The following is a 22,154-nucleotide window of genomic DNA, read 5'->3' on the forward strand; positions in this document are numbered from 1 at the left end:
ATAACAAAAAACACTATATATGCAATGAAGAAAATAGGATTGTTTTACGGAACAACTACAACCAAGACAGCCTCTATTGCTAAAAAGATAAAAGAGGCTTTTGGTAGTGACCTAGTTGACCTTGTCTCAGTTGAAGATGCATGGAAAAAGGATTTTGAAAGTTATGACAATATTATTGTAGGAGTAGCAACATGGTTTGATGGAGAGCTACCCAATCATTGGGATGAAGTAAGACCTGAACTAGAAGCTTTGAATATGAAGGGCAAGAAAGTTGCCATTTTTGGACTAGGAGATCAGGTGAAGTACCCGGAAAACTTTGTTGACGGAATAGGTATTTTGGCTGAGACATTCGAGTCTGTTGGAGCTAAAATAGTTGGCTTTACATCTATCGAGGGTTATGATTTTGAAATGTCACGAGCCATTCGAGATCACAAATTCGTTGGATTAGCCATAGATAAAGAAAACCAGTCGAAACTGACAAACGATCGGATAAAAAGCTGGGTAGAACAACTGAAAAAAGAATTTGATTAAACAGCAAATTGCTTTATTATAAGAAAGGAACTTAATCGTTTTAGGATAAATAGCGATTAAGTTCTTTTTATATCCTGATATATAACCGAGAGAAAGAAAAAGTAAAAAAGGAAGATTTCTTGAAATAACCGTGAGGCTATGGCCTTGATAGTTTATTCTTGATTATAATTTTGTATGGAAGATGAAAAAATATTCTGACTATATATCAAAAGTTATATCTATATCTCCCAAATTATATTCTCCGTCGGGCGATATCATTCATTATTCGACAATCAGGTTTTAAGTAATTATCAAATTTCTTTGCAAGAAAACGATAGAGTTGTTTATGTATTGAAAAATAATTATTTATACAATGTATATCTTCAAATTGTGTATACTCCAATTTATATGAATTTTGATTATATACATAATTATACTTAAATTGATCTATATCTTTATTTTTTGACCGTTCTGTAAAATAATCTTGATATAGTTGATGTTCAAAGTTTTTTGTAAATAATAATTGTGGTGTTGACAACTTTCCATCTTGTCTTTTGAAATAGTCAATTTCTATTGCTGATTTATCTCCATCTGTCCTAAATATGACAAACATCAAATCAATATCGTCCCAAAATGTTATTTTAGATTGAAGAGAAGGAAATGCAAAGTACATATATGCTTCAAAAAGAGCAGGAAGATAAGAAAAAACTGTTTCTGTTTTTGAACACAGATAATTTATCGAACTTTCCTTATCTCTATAGGATGGTTTTGAAGGGTATAAACGTTCTATATTTTGGAATCCATTGTTTAACAAATAATCAATACAATAATAGGTCGTTGTAATATCGTTTGACCTGACGCCAGCGGAATATATTTGCAAGTCTCTTTTACTTATTTTATTTTCATATTTATTTTCAATAAATTCTTTCATAATTAGAAGATTTACTGAATCATTATAATCAATTTTCCAATTTCTATATTCTTCTTCCAAAGTATCATAAATACATTCAATTGCTATTTCAGGAGAAAGAAAGATAAGCTTTTTATTTTCTAATAAGTCTTTTATTTTTTTATTTATATCATGCATTACTATATCTGGCTTTCCTGTCCAGATTTCATTCTTATTATCACGAAAAGCTGTGTATATCCAACTTCTATCAAGATAATCTAAATTTAATTTAGAAATTTCAGAAAGGTCAACCTTCTTGATAAATAAATCACTTTTTCCCCATATTATCTTATAAATACAATATGATAATGTGGTTTCTGTAAATTCATCTATAGCAATTCCAAATTTCCAAACATTCGGGAAATAGAAACGTTTTAGTATTTTGTAATCTCCATCAAAAAGCTGATTATATCTATCAATAAATTTTTGAATACTTACAATATATTTATTGTCAAAAGCTGATAAATCAGAATTAGTTAAATATTTATTAATTTGTGTGATTTTCTCATTAAATTTTTCAATATTATCATCTTCAATAAAAATAGCATTGTTCTTTATATTAAAATGAGATTTCCAGATAGCAAGACACTCCTCAATATTATCATAACTAACATATTCATTATCATTAAAATGAATTGTCACCTCTTTCTGTTCATACTTCAGATTCAAGCTGTCGATAAATTTTTGAGATAAATATTTCCAATATGCTTTATTCGTAGAATTATCCACAACAAAAAGTATAATGCAACTTATACGATTCTTTAAAGCATAATAGATGAACTTAGTGTCACATGAATATTTTGCTTGCCCTTTTGATTTTTTTAGATTATAGGTTTTTATTTGAGCCTCTAAACGTGCATCAAAGCGTCTGTTATTTAGTATTGTAAAAGAACCATCTATATCGGGCTTTTTATCTCTTTTTTCAAAATTTGTTGCTATATCCTCTCTATTAAATAGTAGTTCAAGCCAAAGAACACTCGTGTTTTCAGCTAAATCATTATTTGTTTGATATATTGCAAGGTTTGAATTAGATATTTCATTACACATATCAAATGAAATTTACAACATTGGTTTCTATTTTTTGCTTTTGACCTCTATTATTTTCCAAATTTATTTCTTGATATATAAGAAAAGACATTACATAATCATGTATTTTTCCATACCAACAACGACCTTCCTTCTCACTATATTTAGTTCCATATAATTCATCGTTACAAATCATATGGTATTGGCTTGTTGCTTGTGTTATTTTATTATTGTGAATAGGTATAATTAATATCTCTCTTCCTTTATCATCTCCCCATTCTTCTTCGAAAGTTCCCAATCTTTTTTGAAGATTATCAAAACTTGTCCATGTATAGAATATTACACTAATAGGATAATCTTCTGTATTTACATCAACATACTCAGGTACATTTGATAAATCAGAATAAATTATATCAGGTAATAGTAATAAGCCCGTTATTTCATCCGAATCCTGTAGCATGACTTTTGCCTTAAGAAAGTTTGGTGTTTCTAAAAGTTGCTCATGGATTACTTTTGATATACAATCTATTTTTATGTTCCCATAAAAAAATGCACGTAAACTTTTCATTATATCAGTAATGCCGTCAACTTCATAACCAGAACTTCCTAAGAAGCTATAAATTTTATCTGTTAAATGGTTATTCTCAATACATTCTAATATTGGGAAATCATTTTTATTTATTTTCATATAATTCTTAGAATAGTATAACTAATTCACTCCATCTCCCCATACTCTCTAATCTTCTCTTCACAAATATGCTTAGTAATATCCCTAAGCAATTCCACTTTCGGAACAAGGGCGTCAATATCCTCTTTAGTTACTACAAAATCAGGATCATAGCGTCCATTCACATAAGCTGCCTTAATAAGTTCGAATAAACGCTTTTCTTCGGGTGTGTCCTGTGGAAAGACTTTTATAAATTCGTTGGAATATTTCTTTACGGAATTCAGTAATTTTGTAAGATTATGCTGTTTAGGATTTTCTAAAGTAAAGACTAACCGAATAGCATAAATATAGTTTTCACAAGCTTGATGCAAATTGAACGAAGACATTTTATAATTACTTCTATTGTATGAATCATTAGCAAGATTTACAAATTCATCAGCATTATCAAGCTTATCATTGAAATACTCCTGAGCCTGTTGCTTTATTTCTTCAAAGCTGAGTTTTCTTCTTCGTGCTAACTTATGTTTTCCACTATCATACAATACAACACCCTCTTGCTTTATCTGTGTATAGAAATATCGCCCATCATTCAGGTATTTGTTCAGCTTTTTCATGTCCTCGCTGATAAACTGAACGGGAGGTTGCCTGTCAGGGTCTTTTGCCCTGTCATAATACAAATCCTCCACATTACTGAGTGACCTGATTGCACCTCCATCAGATACTCCACTTGTGACAACCAGTATATCGTAATCGCTTACATAAAACTGTAGTTTGCCAAATTCATATTTTTCATCATATACCACGTAGTCATTTCGGGCATAGCTCCCGAACAAAATTATCATCTCGGTTTGCTTTAGCCGTTGCAAAACAGCCTCGACTATAAAATGTAGATCTCTCTGATTAGTTGATGGTAAATATGATATGGACTTCTTCATTTTGCGATTTAATATTAATCCTTTCTATAAAAACATATAAAAAGGTCTGCGACCTTAAAGATATTGAAAAAAGCAAAACAAGGATTAACTTTTGTTTGTTAATTGTATCTTTGTATTCACATCCTGCTTCTTGTCGGTTTGACATAAGATTCAGACTGACGACTCAACACCGCAGAGATATAAATTATTACATACTATTTATATCGGCTTGATTCTTCAATCAGGCTCTAAATGCGGATATTTATGCGAAATCAAAATACTAAATTCGACACGTTACTTGAACATGCCTGGTTGACTCTAGGTCAATCGGAAAATGATCTGAAAGAAAAATACAAAGACTATCCTGTCTGCCTGATGGAATATATTGAAAAAGGAGTACACGATCACATTATTGAAGTACGTTTCGATAATGAAGAGGCTACAATCTCAATTTCTTTCGATAGCGAAAATAACTGTGATGCTTCTTTTTTATTTTTAGATTCAACAGAAGAGGAAGAGTTACTGATTAACCATTTAATAGATTCGGCAGATTATAGTTTCAGAAAAAGTAGTTTTCAACTTCCCTCCTGCTCCTTGAAAATAAAAGAGACGAAAACTGAAACATGTTTTTATCTTTTCAGGTAATGTCAAAATAAAGGCAAAGTCAAGAGCTTTGCCTTTATTTCAATTTACTCTACATTCAATTCTTGAATTTCACTATCTAACCGCTTAATATTTTCTTCATTCTGTTTCTTTTGCTCTTGCTTCCGGGCTTGCTCTTGCAAGCGATGCTCATAATCAATCACGCTTTTACGGATATTACTCATTACATAAGCACTATCCGGATAATAGAAGAAATTCTCCAATCGTGTAATCTCATTCGGCAAGATACCATTCTTCATTTTCACAAACCTATATTTCAGATCATTATCGGTCAACCTGCTATTTTCCTGATACTGATTGTAATTCCCAAACAAAGAACAAAACAGACCGAGTGAAAGAAAAATAACAGCAATAACAGTCTTACTAGACTTAAAGTCAATTGTATATTGATTCTTTACAATACTCGGTTGCTTGGCTACTGTTTCCAATTGAGCTATTTTTTCATTTAGAAACTCTGAAAAAGAATTATTGGCTTCATCCTGTAACTGTCGCATCGTAGCAATCATTGCGGCAGTATATGCCTTTAATTCTTCTCCTGTAACACCTTTCTTGGACTCGTCAATAGTTTGTACTATTTTATTCAAAAGATCAGTATTCAAGGCGGATTCAACGTTATCAGCCTTTTTCAAAGAGCGAATCTCAATCATAATCTCGGACAGTATTTCTGAAAAGCCGTCCATTGTTATCTGGATATTGTCTATTTTATCATTCATAATTCAATTATTTTAATCTGGGTCGTTTATTGTTCTTTCTGTTTATTTGTTTTTGCCTGCGTTCCATCTCATGCTGGAAGCGTTCTTCCTGCGGATCTTCTCCATGAGCCTGAAATATAGACATTGAATCTAAACCCTCGATCAGTGAACCGACAATATCGGCTCCCTGACTTTGAGAGTTGCTCTCTTTGGCAAAAGATTGTCCTGGGGTTTTACTCTGAATATAATTCTGAGCATTGTCTTTCAGTTGCTTGTCCAGTTTTAAGTAACTGAAATTACGGTCTACCTCAGAACCTTTGAAAGTCACATCACCGATAGTGAAGGAAATACCTTGTACCTCATGGGTCTGTCCTTTATATTTGAAGGAAATGCTTATGCCTTTTTCTTTCAACAGCTTTTCAAGGTCAGTCCAACCAGTGGACTTGGACAAAGCATCTTTTACGGCATTATAAACCTGATATTTGGTTTTGTCCTTACCTCTTAACTTGTGCTGATTGACTTTATCCTTTCCTTTACCGTAAGACAATCCGTATTTATTCTTTATTTTCTTACAGACAGCCTCATTGCGGTAACGGTCGTTCTTGTCGCTTATCACCTTGCCGTTATTATTAATACGGTTATAGACGATATGCACATGGGGATTTCCGTTGTCATAATGGCGTACGATGATATACTGGGTATCGGTTATATTCATCTCCTGCATATATTCCTTAGCCAATGTTACCATAGCCCCGTTAGTAAGCCTGTCAGTATCATCAGGCAGATAGCTTAACGATATATGCCCAACGGGATGCTTTATATTCGGTTTCATCAGGCGTTGGGTATTAAAGCTCCTGATGATACTGTCCATATTGGATAGAAGCACCCCGTCGGCAGCTATTATCTTTGCATCCTGCTTATTCATTACATAGCGGACACATCCTTTAAAAGCGGCTCTTTGCATAACTTTTCCAATCATCTGATAAGTGGTTAATAATATCTACAATCATGTTTCGCAGGCTTGTTATCTCTATTGCTACACTCGTAAAGCCATCCTTGTTGGCTGACCTTGCCAATTGGTTCAGGTTATTGGCTTCTCCTGATAGTTTGCGAAGCGTATCTGCATCGTCTTTGCCTATACGCTGGACTACTTTAGCCGAGAGCAATGAAGAGCGGGCAAAACTGCTTAAACTCATACCAGCATCCCGGGCTCTTTTTTTCAAAGCTAGATATTCCATTGTTGTAACCCTTACACTAATGACTTTCTCTTTCAATCGTGCAGAGACTCTATTTTTTGACATATTATTTTTTATATTATCATGCATAATATTCAGCTTGTTTTAATTAAGATAAACGCTTATTTCTTTAATGCCGTCCTTATAAAACTGCGACCAACGGGAGCGGTTTTCCCCTCCGCCAAAGGCGGAGCAAGGTAGGAAATGTATACATTTCCATAACCTTGCCACACACTTTCGATAAAGGCTTTGCTTCCGATTGGAATAGCAGAATATCCAAGAACCAATACACAAAACTTAGGACTTTAACTTATGTGGATATACCGACTAAACCACCAGAACCAAGTAGTCAACACCAACAACTCATCGGTCGGGGAGCGCCCTCGTGGCAAGGGGGGAGACCACTCCTCCCGACGAACGAAAACGAGAACTATTTCCTCTGCTTTTTACCATCCAACATTTTATTCACATCTTCCAGTGAATAGAATATCGTACCGCCAATAAGTGTAAAAGGTATTTCTTTATTATTACGCATGGTTTGTAGTTTTCCATGCGACACACCGAGCAATTCCTTAATATCGGAAGAGCGTAACCATTTCTTTGGAGAGATAGAAGGCAAGGCTTTCTTTATCTCTTCAAACTCTTTTAAGACCTTTGCTTCAAATTCTTTGAAGTCTTCGTACGTTAGAATCTGTGACATATTCAATTATTTTAAATGAAACATGCCACGAAAAAATAAAAATGTGTTTGGAAAAATTGTTGACCAGAATAAACTACTTTAGTCTACACTGTAAATCAGGATAATAAATATGGCTTAATTTTTATCGAAATCTATATTATTGAGTTTATTCAATAAATCATTGTATGCAGATTTAGCCAAGAAAGGATCATTTTTGAATCGGCTATAGCTTTTATAAAAGGAAGTTGTGTTTATCTCTTTGCCAGAGATAGCTATTTGTGAAGATATACGTTTGATAAAATCTTTTTCAGCTATTGATAGCTTCAGATTATCGGACAGAATCAGACCTGCAATCAAAGCCGTTAATTCACTTTGTGTTATTTCGGGTAGATCTGCAATTGCTGTTGTTGTAATTTGTATGTCAGAAGAAAAAGCTTCTTCTAAGATTTCAGGGAGTTTTCCCTGAGCCTCTGATTTATTCATCCATTGCAAATAAGTTAAACAGTTATCTTTATCATATATAAAATCCCTGCTAATTACCCAATAAGGTAAAAATACGATTGTGGATAGGCATGAGATTGTAAATAATAACCAGCTCTGTAACATAAAGCAAATAGCAGCCATAATAATAGCTACTATTATAAGAGGTAGTGATATTGTGCGGAGATTTATTAGTCTGGAGTATCTTGATATCCGCTTTTTAGTCCTTTCTTTTTCACCAGTCCAAATATGGGTAAAGTATTTTTCATCTTTGCTCTTAGGATTATCTTTGATTCGTTGATAGAAGATTTTCTGTTTTCCACTAAAGGAGCTATCAAAAGCACCTAAGCAGTCAAAAAAGATATTCCATTGATATTTGAAATTTGTTTTCATAGTCTATCGTGTAATAATCGTGACTAATTTAATTAACTTTTTGCTTCAAGATAGTCTGTCAATTCATTGATAGCATATAAAGGTAAGTTTGTCAACCATGTTTCTTCTCTGAAATCTGACATTGAAGTCCTTATGGCCATTTTGGATTTATTCTTTTCGACAAAAGCCCGTAAGCTTTTTGCTTGAAGGTTTTCGGCTGCTTTTACTTCTATTGGAACAACCTCATTCTTGTACTGTATAAGTAAATCTACTTCTCCATCTGATTTCTCTGACGACCAATAGAAAATTGAGATTTCTGCATCTGTAACCAATTGTTGTAAAACATACTGTTCGGTCAAAGCTCCTTTAAACTCGGTAAAAATCAGATTACCATCAAGTAAGGTTTTTACATCGAGGTTTGCCATAGCTCCCAACAAGCCTATATCAAGCAGATATAGTTTAAATGCTCCCATATCTTCATACGCTTTCAAGGGTAAGGCTGGTTTAGATACTCTATTGATTTTATGTATTAAGCCACAATCCATTAACCAAGCTAAAGCTAATTCAAATTCTTTGGCTCTGGCTCCTTGTTTTATCAAGCCATAGATAAATTTTCGGTTTTCTTTCGATAATTGTGCAGGAACAGAATTCCAGACCATACGAATTCGAGGAACGACATCTGCAGGGGCATGTTTTGAGAAATCCTGTTCGTATGAATTAAGTATTTGCTGCTGAATTTGGCGTACTTCACTAAAATCCTGATTAATTGCATAGCTTGAAACCACTTCGGGCATACCTCCCACATAGTAATATTGCTTTAGTAGTTCTATATACTTTGTTTTAAAGGTATTTATCATTACCCACTGTTGAGTCTGAATCAGATTATTCAAATCATGTTCTCCCAATGCTTCTAAAAATTCAGTAAAACTTAAAGGATATAAATCTAAGAACTCAACTTTACCTACTGGAAAAGATGTATTTTCATGTAATGCAATTCCTAGTAAAGAACCTGCTGCTACAATATGGTATTCTGGAGCATTTTCCCTAAAATATTTCAAAGAAGTTAAAGCTCTCTCTGCTTCTTGAATCTCATCGAATATAATCAGTGTTTTGTTTGGCTCTGGTTTTATTCCTGTTGCAATCTGGATAGCCAATAAAATACGTGGTATATCGAAATCGTTTAGGAATAGTGTTTTTAGCTGTTGATTATCTTCAAAATTTATATAGGCGAAATTCTCATATTCGGTTTTGGCAAATTCTTTCATTAGCCAAGTTTTACCAACTTGGCGAGCACCTCTTATAATAAGAGGTTTTCGTGTCTTTTTTTGTTTCCATTTCTGTAAGAAACTTAATGCTGTTCTTCTCATATATTTGATTATTTCTTCTCTGTTTACACTTTTACCTGATGACTTTATGAACAAATATACACTTTTACCCTATGACTTTGTGTAAAACAATGCACTTTTTATATTTCAAGTTATTTTTCTGAGTTATACTTCTCCTATTTATCATTAAAAACAGTTGTCAAGGAATTCTTGACAACTGCAAATCGAAATCAGATAAGGGGCTATATGTATATTGTATACTAGGCTCTTTTCTTTCTATTTTTAAAAGCAACCATTTCTTTAGCTATCTTCTCTTCTGTGACTTTGGCATATATCTGGGTTGTGCGAATTTGGTTATGCCCTAGCATTTTACTCACAGACTCTATAGACATTCCATAGCTTAGGGCGAGGGTGGCAAACGAATGTCTAGCTACATGGAATGTGAGATTCTTTGTAATCTCTGCTAAATCAGCAATTTCCTTCAAGTATGCGTTTACCTTTTGATTGGATGGTACTGGAATTATATAACCTGTTTCTCTCAAATGAGAATAAGAACTATATTTTTTGATTATTTTATCTGCTTCCGGAAGAAGGGGTATTTTTGAAATAATATTTGTTTTTTCTCTATTAGCATATATCCACTGTTCTCCGTCAACACCTGTAATTATATTCTGCTTTCTTAATTGCTTAATATCGATATAAGACAAACCAGTGAAACAAGCTAAAACAAAAGCATCTCTTACTATTCCTAATCGTTCAACAATTATTTTCTTATTTTTGATTTTTAAGACTTCTTCTTCCGTAAGAAAATCTCTTTCTACTGGTTGGATTTTACAAGTGAATTGACGAAATGGGTCTTTATCTAACCAATCATTCTTTAAAGCGAGATTTACAATAGCTTTCAGATTTTTCAAATACTTCATCGAAGTATTATGATTACATTTACGAGTTCTTTTAAAATAGTTTTCAAATTCCGAAATAAACTCATAGTTGAGATCAGTAATAAGAATATCATTTCTCCTGTATTTCTTCTTTAAGAATGCTTCTATGTGTCTTTTTGTGGTCTGATAACGTGTTAATGTAGCATCGGCATATCCATTATCGATAAGGTTTGATATTTTGGAAATATATTTATCACAAAGCCATAATAAAGTTTTATCACTGACATTCTTTCCTTTCATCAGGTCTGCAACCTTCAAAGCTGTTACTGATTCGTTTTTGTCATATAAAAAACGGTAATATTCTTTTGCTTTTGCCGTATAAGAGTCTAGCAAATCATTTAAATTTTTACTCTTAATTGAATTTCCTGCTGCTCTTCCATTTAGCCATTTATCCTCTTCAATTTTTTCTTTTATTGAGAACTCTGCTCGTTTCCCTTCAATTGTAATTCTCATAAATACAGGAATCTCATTTCCTTCATTAATACGTTCCTTTCTTGTAAAAAACGCAATACTCATTGTTTTCATGTTCAAATCAGTTTAAATTAATACTAAATAATATATTTCGATTTAATTGAATAAAAATCAAACAGTTGACCTTATTGAATTTACAAAACAGTATTTAGTAATCAAAGAATTTGATAATTACGTTCCAGAACCTAGAAATAGAATGTAATAAGTATTTGTTATTGAATTAAACTAATAAATATTGAGATTTAGAGGTGTACATCAAATTTCAGTAAAAATCAGTATAAAATAATTCACTCACTATGAAACTTAAAAATTCATAATTCTTTGACTTATAAATATCTATCAGTGCATTCGGTGTCATTTTTTCAAAATAGAATTGTACACCGAATAGTACACCTGAAGTATGAATTTAAACGGATTATTTTAGATTGTACACCTAAAAAAAATTCCGTATAAATTATTGATTTATACGGAATTGAACTCTTTTGAAATGTTGAAAAGTGGAGCTGGAGGGACTTGAACCCTCGTCCAAACAAGGAACTAATTTGCTTTCTACATGCTTATCTTCGCTTAAATTTTCGTGAATGAGCAAGACCGAAGCCACCAACTCAAACCTTAGCTTTTTTATTTCAGATAAGGGCCAAAGCCTCCCCTATCCTATCTCCGATTTGTCTGCACCACCTGATCGGCACGCTTCGAAGCCACAGCTTCCGGGTGATGTCTTGTCCTTACACCTGTGCAAGGATTAAGCTAGAATCTACTATACTTCGATTAAGCAGCAAGAGCGTAATTGTTATTGCCAGTTAAATTTGTGACGTCTGAGATTATAGTGCCAGCCGACTACGCACTGCATGCTTACAAACCACTTCATCTCGCTGTCAAAGCCAGTCAGCCCCGTTGGTTTATTTTCGCTTGATATACAACGATTTAATATCAAACTTTAGATATCGAGTAACAAATAATGCGAAACATTTGTAAAAACAATATCGGATACAAAGATAACTCTTTTTTAGGATATACAACAAGCCAAGCCAAAGCTATTCCGATTTCTCGTATTGTAAATAAAAGCGATACCGGTTGTAAACACTTCAAAGCCTTCTAAAATCATCCCTCTAAACGACTAATACTTTCTCTCTTCTTGTCAATTCAAAAATATCCTTTATCTTTGCACACGCTACAGCCGGAGGACAAAGGAGAGGTGCTCGAGTGGTTGAAGAGGCACGCCTGGAAAGCGTGTATACCCCTAAAGGGTATCGAGAGTTCGAATCTCTTCCTCTCCGCTTAAAACAATGATTATCAACAAATAAAAAAGGACTAAAATAAAATTCAGTCCTTTTTCTATTTTTTAGATTTCTATTTATTTGGATGCTGAATCATCTTTTTCAAGATCAAGATTGATACTAGTATTATCCCATTTGTTCATTTGTCCTGTTCCCAAATCTACAATAAAACCAGGCCAGAATAGGATATTCCATAGAGAGGTCGTATTGAAAGTAGACTCTAAAATAAAAGGCAATGTCTTATATCCTTCTTTTTTAGCCAAAAGTTGCTTGTCACTCATTTTCTTTTTAACGGAGATAGTCGCAGTTTTGTCACTTCCTATTTCTGCTAATTTAACATTATTACTTGCATCATAAATTTTTGTACCTTCAATCCCCGAGAACGTTATACTTTGCTTAGATGGAGTAAATATTGTAGCACAAGACGAAAACAAAAAGACAACAGATGCGAATACAACTAATTTTTTCATAATATGTAATTTTATATTGATAGATTTAGACAAATCTATGAAATCATTTTTATTTTTCGTTTATTTCTCCCTATATATTTTAACAACTCTGACAACTTATTTTATAAGGTTTATTCATTCAATCATTTATCTATCTACCAGCTTATCGATAAAAGCAGTAAAGACAATATATTAGAAATAATTATTTCTTTCTGTCTCTTTTTAGTTAATTTAGATCTCTAGTTCATAATATGCTAATTCTATTTAAAGATAAAAATGAACTTTTATAACGAATGAGAAAATTTATATTCATACTATTACTCTTTATCTCCTGTAACCAGCCTTCCACTGAACCCGCCGAAACAATAAAAGGAAAGGTAGTCAGTGTTGCTGATGGAGATACAATGACAATTCTGACAGATAACAAGGAACGAATAAAAGTGCGACTCTATGGCATAGATTCTCCTGAAAAAGGACAAGACTTCAGCAACAAAGCCAAAACCTACTTAAATGACTTATGCTACGGTAAAACTGTAAAAGTAGAGAAAAAAGGGATCGATCAATATGATAGAGTTTTAGGTATCATTTATCTCGACGAGTTGAATTTAAATCAGGAGATGGTCAAAGAAGGTTTAGCATGGTACTACAATCACTATATTGAAGACCCGGTACTCGAAGAATTAGAGAAAACTGCCCGACAACAGAAGTTGAATATCTGGAGTTTGAAAAATCCCACACCTCCTTATGAATATAGAAAAAAGCAAAGATCCGAAAAGTCAAATAGAGAACCGAGGAACTGAGTTTACAGTTCCTCTTTCTTTTTTCTGACAGTCCAGCCGAAACCTCCAATCTTTTCTCCTAAGCCATAGTACTGACCATGAGAATATGCAATCGGTTTTGCGCTTTCGAGACTAAATTTTCCGGTTTCCGGATCAATATACTTTTCATCAGCTTTTACATTTACCACATCGGCAATAAACATATCATGCGAACCTAAACTGAGTATCTCCCGCACTCTACACTCGATGTTTAACGGAGATTCTTCGATGATGGGAACCTGAACAATTGATGCCTTCCCCGGAGTAAGTTTCATTTCGTCAAATTTACTGAAATCCTTACCCGATCTCACTCCGCACCAGTCGGTAGCAAAAGCTAAATCTTCCGTTGTGATATTTATTACAAACTCCATATCCCGCTTTATAATCTCATACGAATGCCTTTCGGGTCTTACCGAAATATAGCACATCGGGGGATTGGTACAGATAGTACCGAGCCAACTCAGAGTTATAATATTATATTCTTCGGGAGTACTGCCACAACTTATCATGGCGGCAGGCAAAGGATATATCAGTGTTCCCGGCTTCCAATCTTGCTTCATTTCAGGATAATCTCGTCTTTCTGAATTTTAATGTTACAATAGTGACAGCGCAGCTCTGTGTTATTACAGTCAATGACTTCAAAACGTGTAGTCATAGGCTCATTGTTTGTAATACACTTCGGGTTGTTACACTTTACAATTCCATTGATTACTTTAGGTAAAACCACTCTTTTCTTTTCTACAACCTCGTAATCCTTAATGATATTGAGAACTACATTCGGTGCTATGATCGCAATCTTATTGATCACGCTTTCTTCAAAATATTTACCTGTGATCTTGATAATTCCCTTTGAAGCCATCTTCTTACTTTCCAGATTATTTCCGATTGTAATAGGATTATCCAGCTTTTCGAGCTCCAACAATGATACTACTTTAAACACTACGCTGGGAGGAATATGATCTATGGCTGTTCCGTTGCATAATGCTGCTACCTGCATTGCTTTTCTACGTTCATTCATATCTTGATATTTTATTTATTCAACTTCTATACCCAATGCATCACATATCACAGCCTCACGGGTAAACATCCCGTTCTTAGCCTGTTCGAAGTAATAAGCCTTAGGGCTATCATCCACATCCTGTTGTATCTCGTTTACACGAGGCAGGGGATGCAATATTTTCAGATTGTCTTTTGCTCCTGCCAACATATCATTCTTGAGAATATACACATTCTTCACCTTTTCATATTCCATCAGGTCGGTAAAACGTTCTCTCTGTACACGTGTCATATACAGGATATCCGCTTTATCTATCACCTCTGAATCAAAATCTGTATGTTCCGAATACTTTATCCCATGTTCGTCACAGAAGGCTTTATACGGATCGGGAAGGTGCAATTCTTCAGGTGCAACGAATATGAAGGTTGGGTTGAAATGCGACATCCCAATGATCAGAGAGTGCACTGTACGCCCATATTTCAGGTCACCAACAATCGTTATTGTGAGATTCTCAAGTGTACCTTGAGTCTTAAATATAGAATAGATATCAAGCATTGTCTGCGTAGGGTGCTGATTGGCTCCATCTCCGGCATTAATGATCGGTATAGAAGAAATCTCCGAAGCATAACGAGCAGCCCCTTCCAGATGGTGTCGCATGATTATAATATCGGCATAGTTGTTTACCATCAGTATGGTATCTTTCAGCGTCTCTCCTTTCGATGAACTGGTAGTAGCCGCATCCGAAAAGCCTATGATGCGTCCGCCCAAGCGGTTTACTGCAGTCTCAAAACTAAGGCGTGTCCGTGTCGACGGCTCAAAAAAAAGTGTAGCACACACTTTGCCTTCCAATAACCTACGGTTAGGTTGCTCGTCAAATTTTTTAGTCAGATTAAGTATTCTCAGAATATCTTCTTTCGAATAATCTGTAATTGAAACCAAGCTTTTATTGCACATAACTATTTATATTTTGTAAGAGTAAAATTCATATTCAACAAAAAGATAACAGAAAAAAGTGACACATTTAGCCAAAGCACAAGCGACTCACAAACAACATCATACATGTCAAAAAGTGACAAAAGTGACAGTTTTACAGCTGCTTTTTATTGTTACTTTTCTATTATAAGTCAACTACCGCAAAGATCTATATATAAGACAATTTATTTCAAAAAAAATCCCCGAAAAAGAATACTTCTTCGAGGATACTATCTATATCAATAATAATTCATTGGAAATACAGGAACCACTGTCGTGAAAATAATACTGTTGCATATAAGCTATTTTTTCCATCATAATTCTCTATATATTACAACAAAGGTAGTCACTTTTTTTGAGATACAATTTTTTACGAATCAAAAAAACGAAAAAATAAACCCCAAACTATAAAAGTCCGGGGCTATATTTTATAAAGAATTTTCTCCTATCACTGCAATGCCGAAGCACCACCGATAATATCCAACAATTCGTTTGTAACAGCTTGTTGACGCGACTTGTTGTATTGAATAGTCAGATCCTGTACCAATTCGTCCGCATTGTCTGATGCTATTTGCATAGCAATCATACGTGCAGCATGTTCCGAAGCATTAGCATCGAGCAAAGCAGCATATAAGCGTGAATAAAGCACGGTAGGAATTAAAGAATCGAGAATTTCCTCCTTCGATGGCTCCAAGATATAGTCTGCAAACATATTTTCGTCTTGCTGACCTTCGGGCTTAGCGCTTTCCAAATCGAAAGGCAGGAATTGTGTCTTCTTTAGTTTCTGGGATCCCGTAGATATGAAATGATGATAAATTAAGATCACCTCATCTATTTCTCCATCAATATATTTCTTTATCAGTTCTTTGGCAAGATCCTGTACGGCTAAGAAGGTAGGCTTATCAGCCATATCCCTGTAATCGCCTTGCGCCACTATTCCCTGTTTCTTCAGGGCGTCGGCCAATTTTTTACCGATAGGATATACCAAGATATTCCCTGCTCCTACCTCTTCTTTCTTTTTAGCGTAAACGGTACTAAACTCTTTTATTACATTCGAGTTGTATGCACCACAAAGCGAAGAGTTGGAAGCAAAACCAACTATAGCGACTCTTTTTGTTTCTCTTTTTTGGATAAAAGGAGACTCATAGCTTGTATCAGAAGACAGAAGATTAGTCAGAATGACATCCAACTTCTGCTGATAAGGCAAGAAGTTGCTGATTGCATTTTGCGCCTTGTGCAACTTAGATGAAGCTATCATCTTCATTGCAGAAGTAATCTTCTTGGTACTTTTTACAGAGCCAATTCTATTTTTTATTTCCTTAAGAGATGCCATAATTCATTATTTTTTGTACTGAGAAGCAATATCCGCGGCTACTTTTCTGATTTTAGTTTCCACATCTTCGTTGATGACTCCTTTTTTCAGGACATCCAGCACATCAGCTTGATATTGCATTTCCAATGTTCTCAGAAATTCGGTTTCGAATTCATGTATTTTATCTTCCGGCACTTGACGAAGCAACCCATTTGTTCCGCAATACAGTATGGCGATCTGTTTTTCAACAGGTACCGGCGCATACTGAGGCTGAACCAGCAATACTGTATTCTTCTTACCTTTATCGATAGTCATTGCCGTAACGGGGTCCATATCGCCACCAAACTGGGTAAATGCTTCCAATTCACGATACTGAGCCTGGTCAATCTTCAATGTTCCGGCAACTTTTTTCATCGCTTTCACCTGAGCCGAACCTCCCACACGAGATACAGATATACCCACATCGATGGCAGGACGCATACCCGCATTGAAGAGGTCTATATCGAGGAATATTTGTCCGTCGGTAATAGAGATAACGTTGGTAGGAATATAAGCAGATACGTCACCGGCCTGAGTTTCGATAATAGGAAGGGCAGTAAGGGAACCTCCCGCTTTTACCTTTCCTTTAAGACTTGCCGGTAGGTCGTTCATCTGTTCGGCAACTTCCTGCTGGTTAATAATTTTAGCCGCACGCTCCAACAAACGAGAGTGCAAGTAGAAGATATCACCCGGATAGGCTTCACGTCCCGGTGGACGACGAAGAATCAAGGATACTTCACGATATGCAACCGCCTGTTTCGACAAGTCATCATATACCACAAGGGCATGACGTCCTGTATCGCGGAAATATTCTCCGATAGCTGCACCTGCAAACGCAGCAAAGTACTGAACTGCGGCCGGCTCGGCTGCTGTAGCCGAAACTACAACCGTATAGTCAAGTGCACCTTTTTCTTTTAGTGTTTCTACTATATTGGCAACTGTAGAGGCTTTCTGACCGATGGCTACATAAATACAGTATACAGGGTCTCCGGCATCATAATTGCTTCTTTGATTGATAATGGTGTCTATCGCAATTGCAGTTTTACCTGTCTGGCGGTCACCGATGATAAGCTCACGTTGCCCCCGTCCGATGGGGATCATAGCATCTACAGATTTCAATCCGGTCTGTAGAGGCTGGGTTACAGGCTGACGGTATATTACCCCCGGAGCTTTACGTTCCAGTGGCATTTCCAGCAGTTCGCCGGTAATCGGGCCTTTTCCGTCCAAAGGCTCGCCCAGAGGATTGATTACACGCCCTAACATGCCTTCACCCACGTTGATGGATGCAATACGGCCTGTACGTTTTACGGTAAATCCTTCCTTAATCTGGTCTGACGGGCCTAACAATACAGCACCGACATTGTCTTCTTCCAAGTTCATCACAACAGCCATAATACCGTTGTCGAACTCAAGAAGTTCGTTTGCCTCTGCATTTTTAAGTCCGTATATGCGAACAACACCGTCTCCTACATAGAGAACTGTACCCACCTCCTCGAACTGTACGCGGCTACTGATATTCTCTAGCTGCATTTTCAGCACATCGGAGACTTCGCTTGCTTTTATATTTTCAGACATATTTTATTCAAATTATAAGTTACTATAAAGCTATACGTGGATAGCTCTTTTCAAATAGGTAGAGTATCTATTATCCAATCTTACTGTTTTCGGCGACAAACTTTTGCTTGATACGCTTCAACTGGCTTTTTACGCTGGCGTCCAACCTGTATGTGTCGATATACAGAATAAAGCCTCCTTCGATATCCGGATCTACGCTTGTTTCAAAATCAAGCGTCCCCGGTTTAATCTTCTGTAGCAAGCTTTTCATCTTCTGTTTTGTAGCATCATCCACAGGGGTAGCAGTAACAAGCTTCCCGGTATTGATGTGCTTGGCTTCACAATACAAATCGATGTAACTGAGCGCAATATTTCGAAGATACATTTCACGTCTTTTTTTGACTACCAGCTCGGCAAAACGAATATACTCGTTACTCGGTTTTGCGCCCACAGCAGCCTTTACCAGCGTAAGCTTATCTTCGGCATTCAACGTAGGATTATCCATTGCCATACGCAAACGGGGTTCGCGGACAAATGACGATGCTACCTTTTTCATTTCGGCAAACAATACATCCTCCGCTTTCTGATCCACTGCATATAGCAACAGAGCTTTAGCATATCGCTTAGAAATCATCCCTTCATTCATAACAGTTGATTAAGATTTAGATACCATAGCTTCATCCACTAGGCGATCAATCATTGACATTTGTTCTTTAGGGTCTTTCAAGGTATCTCGAAGAACTTTTTCGGCAACATCCACAGATAGTTCAGCTACCTGACGACGAATGTCGCGTATAGCCTGATCTTTTTCCATTTGGATCTGCTTTCTTATTTCTTCCATTTCCTTTGCCCCGGCTATCTTGGCTTGTTCACGTGCTTCGTTTATAATACGATCGCGTGTATCAGCCGCCTCTTTCAAGATTTTCACCTGTTCTGCCTTAGCTGATGAAAGTATCTCATCACTTTTTTCTTTTATCGAAGCCAATTGCTCATTGGCTTTTTGGGCTGCGTCCAACGAATCTTGTATATAGTTTTTGCGCTCTTCCACCATTTTGGTTATCACAGGGAAACCAAATTTGGCCAAAACGAAGAAAACTACTATAAAAGATAGGAGCATCCAAAAAAGAAGGCCGGATTCAGGTAATAGTAAATTCATATCTATTTACTAATTTATAGAATAAATCCGCAAACTACAACAGCAAACAAAGCTACCCCTTCTACTAGAGCTGCGGCGATAATCATAGATGTACGAATATCTCCTGCTGCATCCGGCTGACGGGCTATCCCTTCCATAGCAGAACTACCGATTTTACCAATACCGATACCTGCTCCGATTACAGCTAATCCTGCACCCAGTGCAGCACCAAAACCTGTTAAGCTTGTTGCAGCTTCTGCTGCTTGTAATAAAGTTGATAGTAACATAATTCTTTAGTTTAAAATTATTTAATTGTTAATTTACTTTTAATATTAATGTTTTTCTGCATGATGATGTGGCTCTATCTGTGCCAAACCGATAAATACGGCCGACAGCATAGTAAATACGTAAGCCTGAATATATGCAACTAATATTTCTACCAGACTGATAAATATGGTCAGCAATACAGATACAACAGTCATCGAACTATTGATCACCGCTCCTAGATTTGCAGTAACGAATATCAAGCAGGTAAGACCGAGTACAATCGAGTGCCCTGCAAGGATATTAGCGAAGAGACGAATCATCAACGCAAAAGGTTTGGTAAATACCCCCACCAGTTCTATTGCAGGCATGATAGGTATCGGCACCTTGAGCCAAGTAGGCACATCTGGCCAAAATACTTCTTTCCAGTATTCTTTCGATCCGAAAAGGTTTACAGTGAAGAATGTAAACACGGCAAGCACCAAAGTGACTGCGATATTACCTGTCACGTTTGCACCTCCCGGAAAGAGAGGTATCAATCCCAATAGGTTGTTGAACAAAATGAAGAAGAAAACAGTAAGCAGATAGGGAGAAAATTTTCTGTAATTTTTTCCTACACACGGCTTAATGATATCGTCCTGCACACTCATTATAAACATCTCCATAAATCCGACAAAGCCTTTCGGAGCTTTCTTCTCTCCCGTTCTCGCTTGTCTTCTGTACCATTTAGATACGCTAAGGACTATGATTATAAGAAGTGTAGAACTGATTATCAAACTGGTTGCATTCTTGGTCAACGAAATATCCCAAGGACGTATTTCTTCACCCGAAGCATTTTTTTCTACAATCTTACCTCTGTATTTACCTTCTTGCGCAATATAAAAGCCTTCGTATGCCTCATGCCCATGATGGAACTTAGATGACATAAAAACATGCCAGCCTGAAGTCTCTCCTTTCACGATGATTGGCAACGGTATGGAAATATGTGTATCGCCAAACGAAGTTAAATGCCACTCGTATGCATCAGCAAGGTGATCGAGAATAAGTTCTTTAACGTTCAATTCTTTTTCGGGCTGAGCCTCTTGTGCGTTTTCTGCTGCCAGAGGTTGAAAGCCCATTACAGTAAGTAAAAGAACCGAAGTTAAAATGTATTTTAAATAGTGTTTCATACTATTGTTGTTTTTTCTTTAACCGTTTTTCTATCCTTAGAAACAAATATGACTCGAAGGCGAGAAAAAGAAGATAGAAAATCATAAAAATAAGGACGAAGCTTTTAATATTTTCTTTTATTACCACGGCATAGGTTGCGATGAGGATCAGCGAGGCGAATACTTTAACTACTTTAGTCAGCATGTATACATTCAGCATTTGCCTTTGTGTGGCTTTACGGCTCGATGAGTCTGCATACAAAACAACCAATGACTCCAGTATTATAAAGAAAGCCAGAATGCCTTCGTACCATTTGGGATAAAACTCAGGAAACTGATAGTTGAGCAAAGCCTGTATAAGAGCTCCTGTAACAATCCCAAACAGGGTAATAGAAAGAATTAATTTTACTTTTACATCCATCCCTTTAAGATACACAGATTGTCACAACCCCATTATTCACTTCCACCATGCCACCGCCTACTTCGAGAGATTTTTCCACACCGTTTTCGGTATAGGTAATAACCCCCTTTTGCAAGGCCGAGATCAAAGGAGCATGGTCGGGATAAACCCCGAAGCTGCCTTGAATCCCCGGAATTACAACCGAAGCAACCATTCCGGAGAATAGCTTAGCCTCGGGTGAAATAATATTTAGTTGAAGTTCTGATTTTTTCATATGTAAATTCTTTATCCTGCAACTTGCGCAAGAATCTTCTCGCCTTTAGCCATTGCATCTTCTATTGTACCCACGTTCAAGAATGCTTGTTCAGGGAGGTGATCAACTTCACCGTCCAGAATTTTTTGGAAGCCCTTGATTGTATCCTGAATATCAACAATTACCCCCGGAACGCCTGTAAATTGTTCTGCAACATTAAACGGTTGAGACAAAAATCGTTGAATACGTCTCGCACGGTTTACAGTCTGTTTGTCGGTATCCGAAAGCTCTTCCATCCCGAGAATTGCAATAATATCCTGAAGTTCTTTGTTGCGCTGCAAAATTTGTTTCACTCGTTGAGCTGTATCGTAATGCTCCTGACCAACAACGTTAGGGTCTAAGCTTCGAGAGCTGGAACCTAGAGGGTCTACCGCAGGATAAATTCCCATTTCGGTAATCTTACGATCAAGTACTGTTGTAGCATCCAAGTGAGAGAATGTTGTTGCCGGAGCCGGGTCTGTTAAGTCATCGGCAGGCACATACACGGCTTGCACCGAAGTGATGGAACCGTTTTGTGTAGAGGTAATACGTTCCTGCATGGCACCCATCTCT

Annotated in this window: 25 protein-coding genes, 1 tRNA gene, 1 other RNA gene and 1 pseudogene; 4 read left to right on the plus strand and 24 right to left on the minus strand. The window is 36.1% G+C overall.

What is annotated here, in order from left to right; all coding sequences use genetic code 11:
- Window positions 1-24 precede the first annotated feature (24 nt).
- Entirely contained in the window at window positions 25-531 is a 507-nt protein-coding gene (locus B3P17_RS11145; RefSeq protein ID WP_252637537.1) for a flavodoxin, read from the plus strand.
- Between the two features lie 232 nt (window positions 532-763).
- Here the strand turns inward: B3P17_RS11145 and B3P17_RS11150 are convergent, their stop codons facing one another.
- The 3 genes from B3P17_RS11150 to B3P17_RS11160 are packed head-to-tail and all read right to left on the minus strand — an operon-like array spanning window position 764 to window position 4,087.
- On the minus strand, window positions 764-2,506 hold the full coding sequence (locus tag B3P17_RS11150; RefSeq protein WP_252637536.1) for a DUF4365 domain-containing protein: 1,743 nt from the start codon (window positions 2,504-2,506) through the stop codon (window positions 764-766).
- 1 nt (window position 2,507) lies between these two features.
- On the minus strand, window positions 2,508-3,173 hold the full coding sequence (locus B3P17_RS11155; protein WP_252637534.1) for a hypothetical protein: 666 nt from the start codon (window positions 3,171-3,173) through the stop codon (window positions 2,508-2,510).
- A 26-nt stretch (window positions 3,174-3,199) separates the two neighbouring features.
- A complete protein-coding gene (locus tag B3P17_RS11160) occupies window positions 3,200-4,087 on the minus strand; it encodes a HEPN domain-containing protein (protein ID WP_291105496.1) in 888 nt (295 codons plus the stop codon).
- A 243-nt stretch (window positions 4,088-4,330) separates the two neighbouring features.
- Here B3P17_RS11160 and B3P17_RS11165 point away from each other — a divergent pair, with 243 nt between their 5' ends.
- Window positions 4,331-4,711, plus strand: coding sequence for a hypothetical protein (locus tag B3P17_RS11165; RefSeq protein WP_291105498.1), 381 nt, complete (start codon window positions 4,331-4,333; stop codon window positions 4,709-4,711).
- Window positions 4,712-4,755: 44 nt separating this feature from the next.
- Here B3P17_RS11165 and B3P17_RS11170 read toward each other — a convergent pair whose 3' ends face one another.
- The 8 genes from B3P17_RS11170 to ssrA form a co-directional block, all read right to left on the minus strand.
- Window positions 4,756-5,442, minus strand: coding sequence for a hypothetical protein (locus B3P17_RS11170; RefSeq protein WP_291105500.1), 687 nt, complete (start codon window positions 5,440-5,442; stop codon window positions 4,756-4,758).
- Between the two features lie 7 nt (window positions 5,443-5,449).
- Complete coding sequence (locus tag B3P17_RS11175; protein ID WP_291105502.1) at window positions 5,450-6,400, minus strand: relaxase/mobilization nuclease domain-containing protein; 951 nt, start codon at window positions 6,398-6,400, stop codon at window positions 5,450-5,452.
- Window positions 6,366-6,722 (minus strand): plasmid mobilization protein, encoded by a 357-nt coding sequence (locus B3P17_RS11180; protein ID WP_291105504.1) that lies wholly within the window; start codon window positions 6,720-6,722, stop codon window positions 6,366-6,368. Before B3P17_RS11180 ends, B3P17_RS11175 begins: the two co-directional genes overlap by 35 nt.
- 364 nt (window positions 6,723-7,086) lie before the next feature.
- Window positions 7,087-7,356 carry a helix-turn-helix domain-containing protein gene (locus B3P17_RS11185; RefSeq protein ID WP_291105506.1) on the minus strand — a complete coding sequence of 90 codons (270 nt, stop codon included), beginning with the start codon at window positions 7,354-7,356 and terminating at the stop codon, window positions 7,087-7,089.
- 114 nt (window positions 7,357-7,470) lie between these two features.
- On the minus strand, window positions 7,471-8,208 hold the full coding sequence (locus B3P17_RS11190) for a hypothetical protein (RefSeq protein ID WP_291105508.1): 738 nt from the start codon (window positions 8,206-8,208) through the stop codon (window positions 7,471-7,473).
- Window positions 8,209-8,240: 32 nt separating this feature from the next.
- On the minus strand, window positions 8,241-9,554 hold the full coding sequence (locus B3P17_RS11195) for an ATP-binding protein (RefSeq protein ID WP_291105510.1): 1,314 nt from the start codon (window positions 9,552-9,554) through the stop codon (window positions 8,241-8,243).
- A gap of 218 nt (window positions 9,555-9,772) precedes the next feature.
- Complete coding sequence (locus tag B3P17_RS11200) at window positions 9,773-10,978, minus strand: site-specific integrase (RefSeq protein WP_291105512.1); 1,206 nt, start codon at window positions 10,976-10,978, stop codon at window positions 9,773-9,775.
- Between the two features lie 441 nt (window positions 10,979-11,419).
- Window positions 11,420-11,817, minus strand: a transfer-messenger RNA (tmRNA) gene (gene ssrA, locus B3P17_RS11205).
- A gap of 296 nt (window positions 11,818-12,113) precedes the next feature.
- On the opposite strand from ssrA, the gene B3P17_RS11210 reads away from it, so the two are divergent.
- Window positions 12,114-12,201 (plus strand) — tRNA-Ser (locus B3P17_RS11210).
- A 77-nt stretch (window positions 12,202-12,278) separates the two neighbouring features.
- Here the strand turns inward: B3P17_RS11210 and B3P17_RS11215 are convergent.
- Window positions 12,279-12,671 carry a hypothetical protein gene (locus tag B3P17_RS11215; protein WP_018074768.1) on the minus strand — a complete coding sequence of 131 codons (393 nt, stop codon included), beginning with the start codon at window positions 12,669-12,671 and terminating at the stop codon, window positions 12,279-12,281.
- Window positions 12,672-12,943: 272 nt separating this feature from the next.
- Here B3P17_RS11215 and B3P17_RS11220 point away from each other — a divergent pair, with 272 nt between their 5' ends.
- Window positions 12,944-13,450 carry a thermonuclease family protein gene (locus B3P17_RS11220; protein ID WP_252639170.1) on the plus strand — a complete coding sequence of 169 codons (507 nt, stop codon included), beginning with the start codon at window positions 12,944-12,946 and terminating at the stop codon, window positions 13,448-13,450.
- A 2-nt stretch (window positions 13,451-13,452) separates the two neighbouring features.
- Here B3P17_RS11220 and B3P17_RS11225 read toward each other — a convergent pair whose 3' ends face one another.
- The 12 genes and pseudogenes from B3P17_RS11225 to B3P17_RS11280 all read right to left on the minus strand — a co-directional run.
- Window positions 13,453-14,028 carry a flavin reductase family protein gene (locus B3P17_RS11225; protein ID WP_135103698.1) on the minus strand — a complete coding sequence of 192 codons (576 nt, stop codon included), beginning with the start codon at window positions 14,026-14,028 and terminating at the stop codon, window positions 13,453-13,455.
- Entirely contained in the window at window positions 14,025-14,486 is a 462-nt protein-coding gene (locus B3P17_RS11230) for an aspartate carbamoyltransferase regulatory subunit (protein WP_006842286.1), read from the minus strand. Before B3P17_RS11230 ends, B3P17_RS11225 begins: the two co-directional genes overlap by 4 nt.
- A gap of 15 nt (window positions 14,487-14,501) precedes the next feature.
- A complete protein-coding gene (gene pyrB / locus B3P17_RS11235; protein ID WP_252639172.1) occupies window positions 14,502-15,419 on the minus strand; it encodes an aspartate carbamoyltransferase in 918 nt (305 codons plus the stop codon).
- A gap of 466 nt (window positions 15,420-15,885) precedes the next feature.
- On the minus strand, window positions 15,886-16,770 hold the full coding sequence (locus tag B3P17_RS11240; protein WP_252639177.1) for a F0F1 ATP synthase subunit gamma: 885 nt from the start codon (window positions 16,768-16,770) through the stop codon (window positions 15,886-15,888).
- 6 nt (window positions 16,771-16,776) lie between these two features.
- Complete coding sequence (atpA, locus tag B3P17_RS11245) at window positions 16,777-18,363, minus strand: F0F1 ATP synthase subunit alpha (RefSeq protein WP_291105516.1); 1,587 nt, start codon at window positions 18,361-18,363, stop codon at window positions 16,777-16,779.
- Window positions 18,364-18,433: 70 nt separating this feature from the next.
- Window positions 18,434-18,988, minus strand: a complete 555-nt coding sequence (locus tag B3P17_RS11250; protein WP_252639182.1) for a F0F1 ATP synthase subunit delta — start codon at window positions 18,986-18,988, stop codon at window positions 18,434-18,436.
- Between the two features lie 9 nt (window positions 18,989-18,997).
- Window positions 18,998-19,498 (minus strand): F0F1 ATP synthase subunit B, encoded by a 501-nt coding sequence (gene atpF, locus B3P17_RS11255; protein WP_006842281.1) that lies wholly within the window; start codon window positions 19,496-19,498, stop codon window positions 18,998-19,000.
- A gap of 14 nt (window positions 19,499-19,512) precedes the next feature.
- On the minus strand, window positions 19,513-19,764 hold the full coding sequence (gene atpE / locus B3P17_RS11260) for an ATP synthase F0 subunit C (RefSeq protein ID WP_006842280.1): 252 nt from the start codon (window positions 19,762-19,764) through the stop codon (window positions 19,513-19,515).
- 45 nt (window positions 19,765-19,809) lie between these two features.
- Entirely contained in the window at window positions 19,810-20,910 is a 1,101-nt protein-coding gene (gene atpB / locus B3P17_RS11265; protein ID WP_252639184.1) for a F0F1 ATP synthase subunit A, read from the minus strand.
- Between the two features lies 1 nt (window position 20,911).
- Window positions 20,912-21,310, minus strand: a complete 399-nt coding sequence (locus B3P17_RS11270) for a hypothetical protein (RefSeq protein ID WP_252639186.1) — start codon at window positions 21,308-21,310, stop codon at window positions 20,912-20,914.
- Between the two features lie 4 nt (window positions 21,311-21,314).
- Window positions 21,315-21,563 (minus strand): ATP synthase F1 subunit epsilon, encoded by a 249-nt coding sequence (gene atpC, locus B3P17_RS11275; RefSeq protein ID WP_006842277.1) that lies wholly within the window; start codon window positions 21,561-21,563, stop codon window positions 21,315-21,317.
- Between the two features lie 11 nt (window positions 21,564-21,574).
- A pseudogene (locus B3P17_RS11280) lies at window positions 21,575-22,154 on the minus strand (F0F1 ATP synthase subunit beta); the annotation flags it as partial.

Origin of the sequence: Dysgonomonas sp. UBA7630 (genome assembly GCF_002483985.1) — a bacterium.
Lineage (GTDB): Bacteria > Bacteroidota > Bacteroidia > Bacteroidales > Dysgonomonadaceae > Dysgonomonas.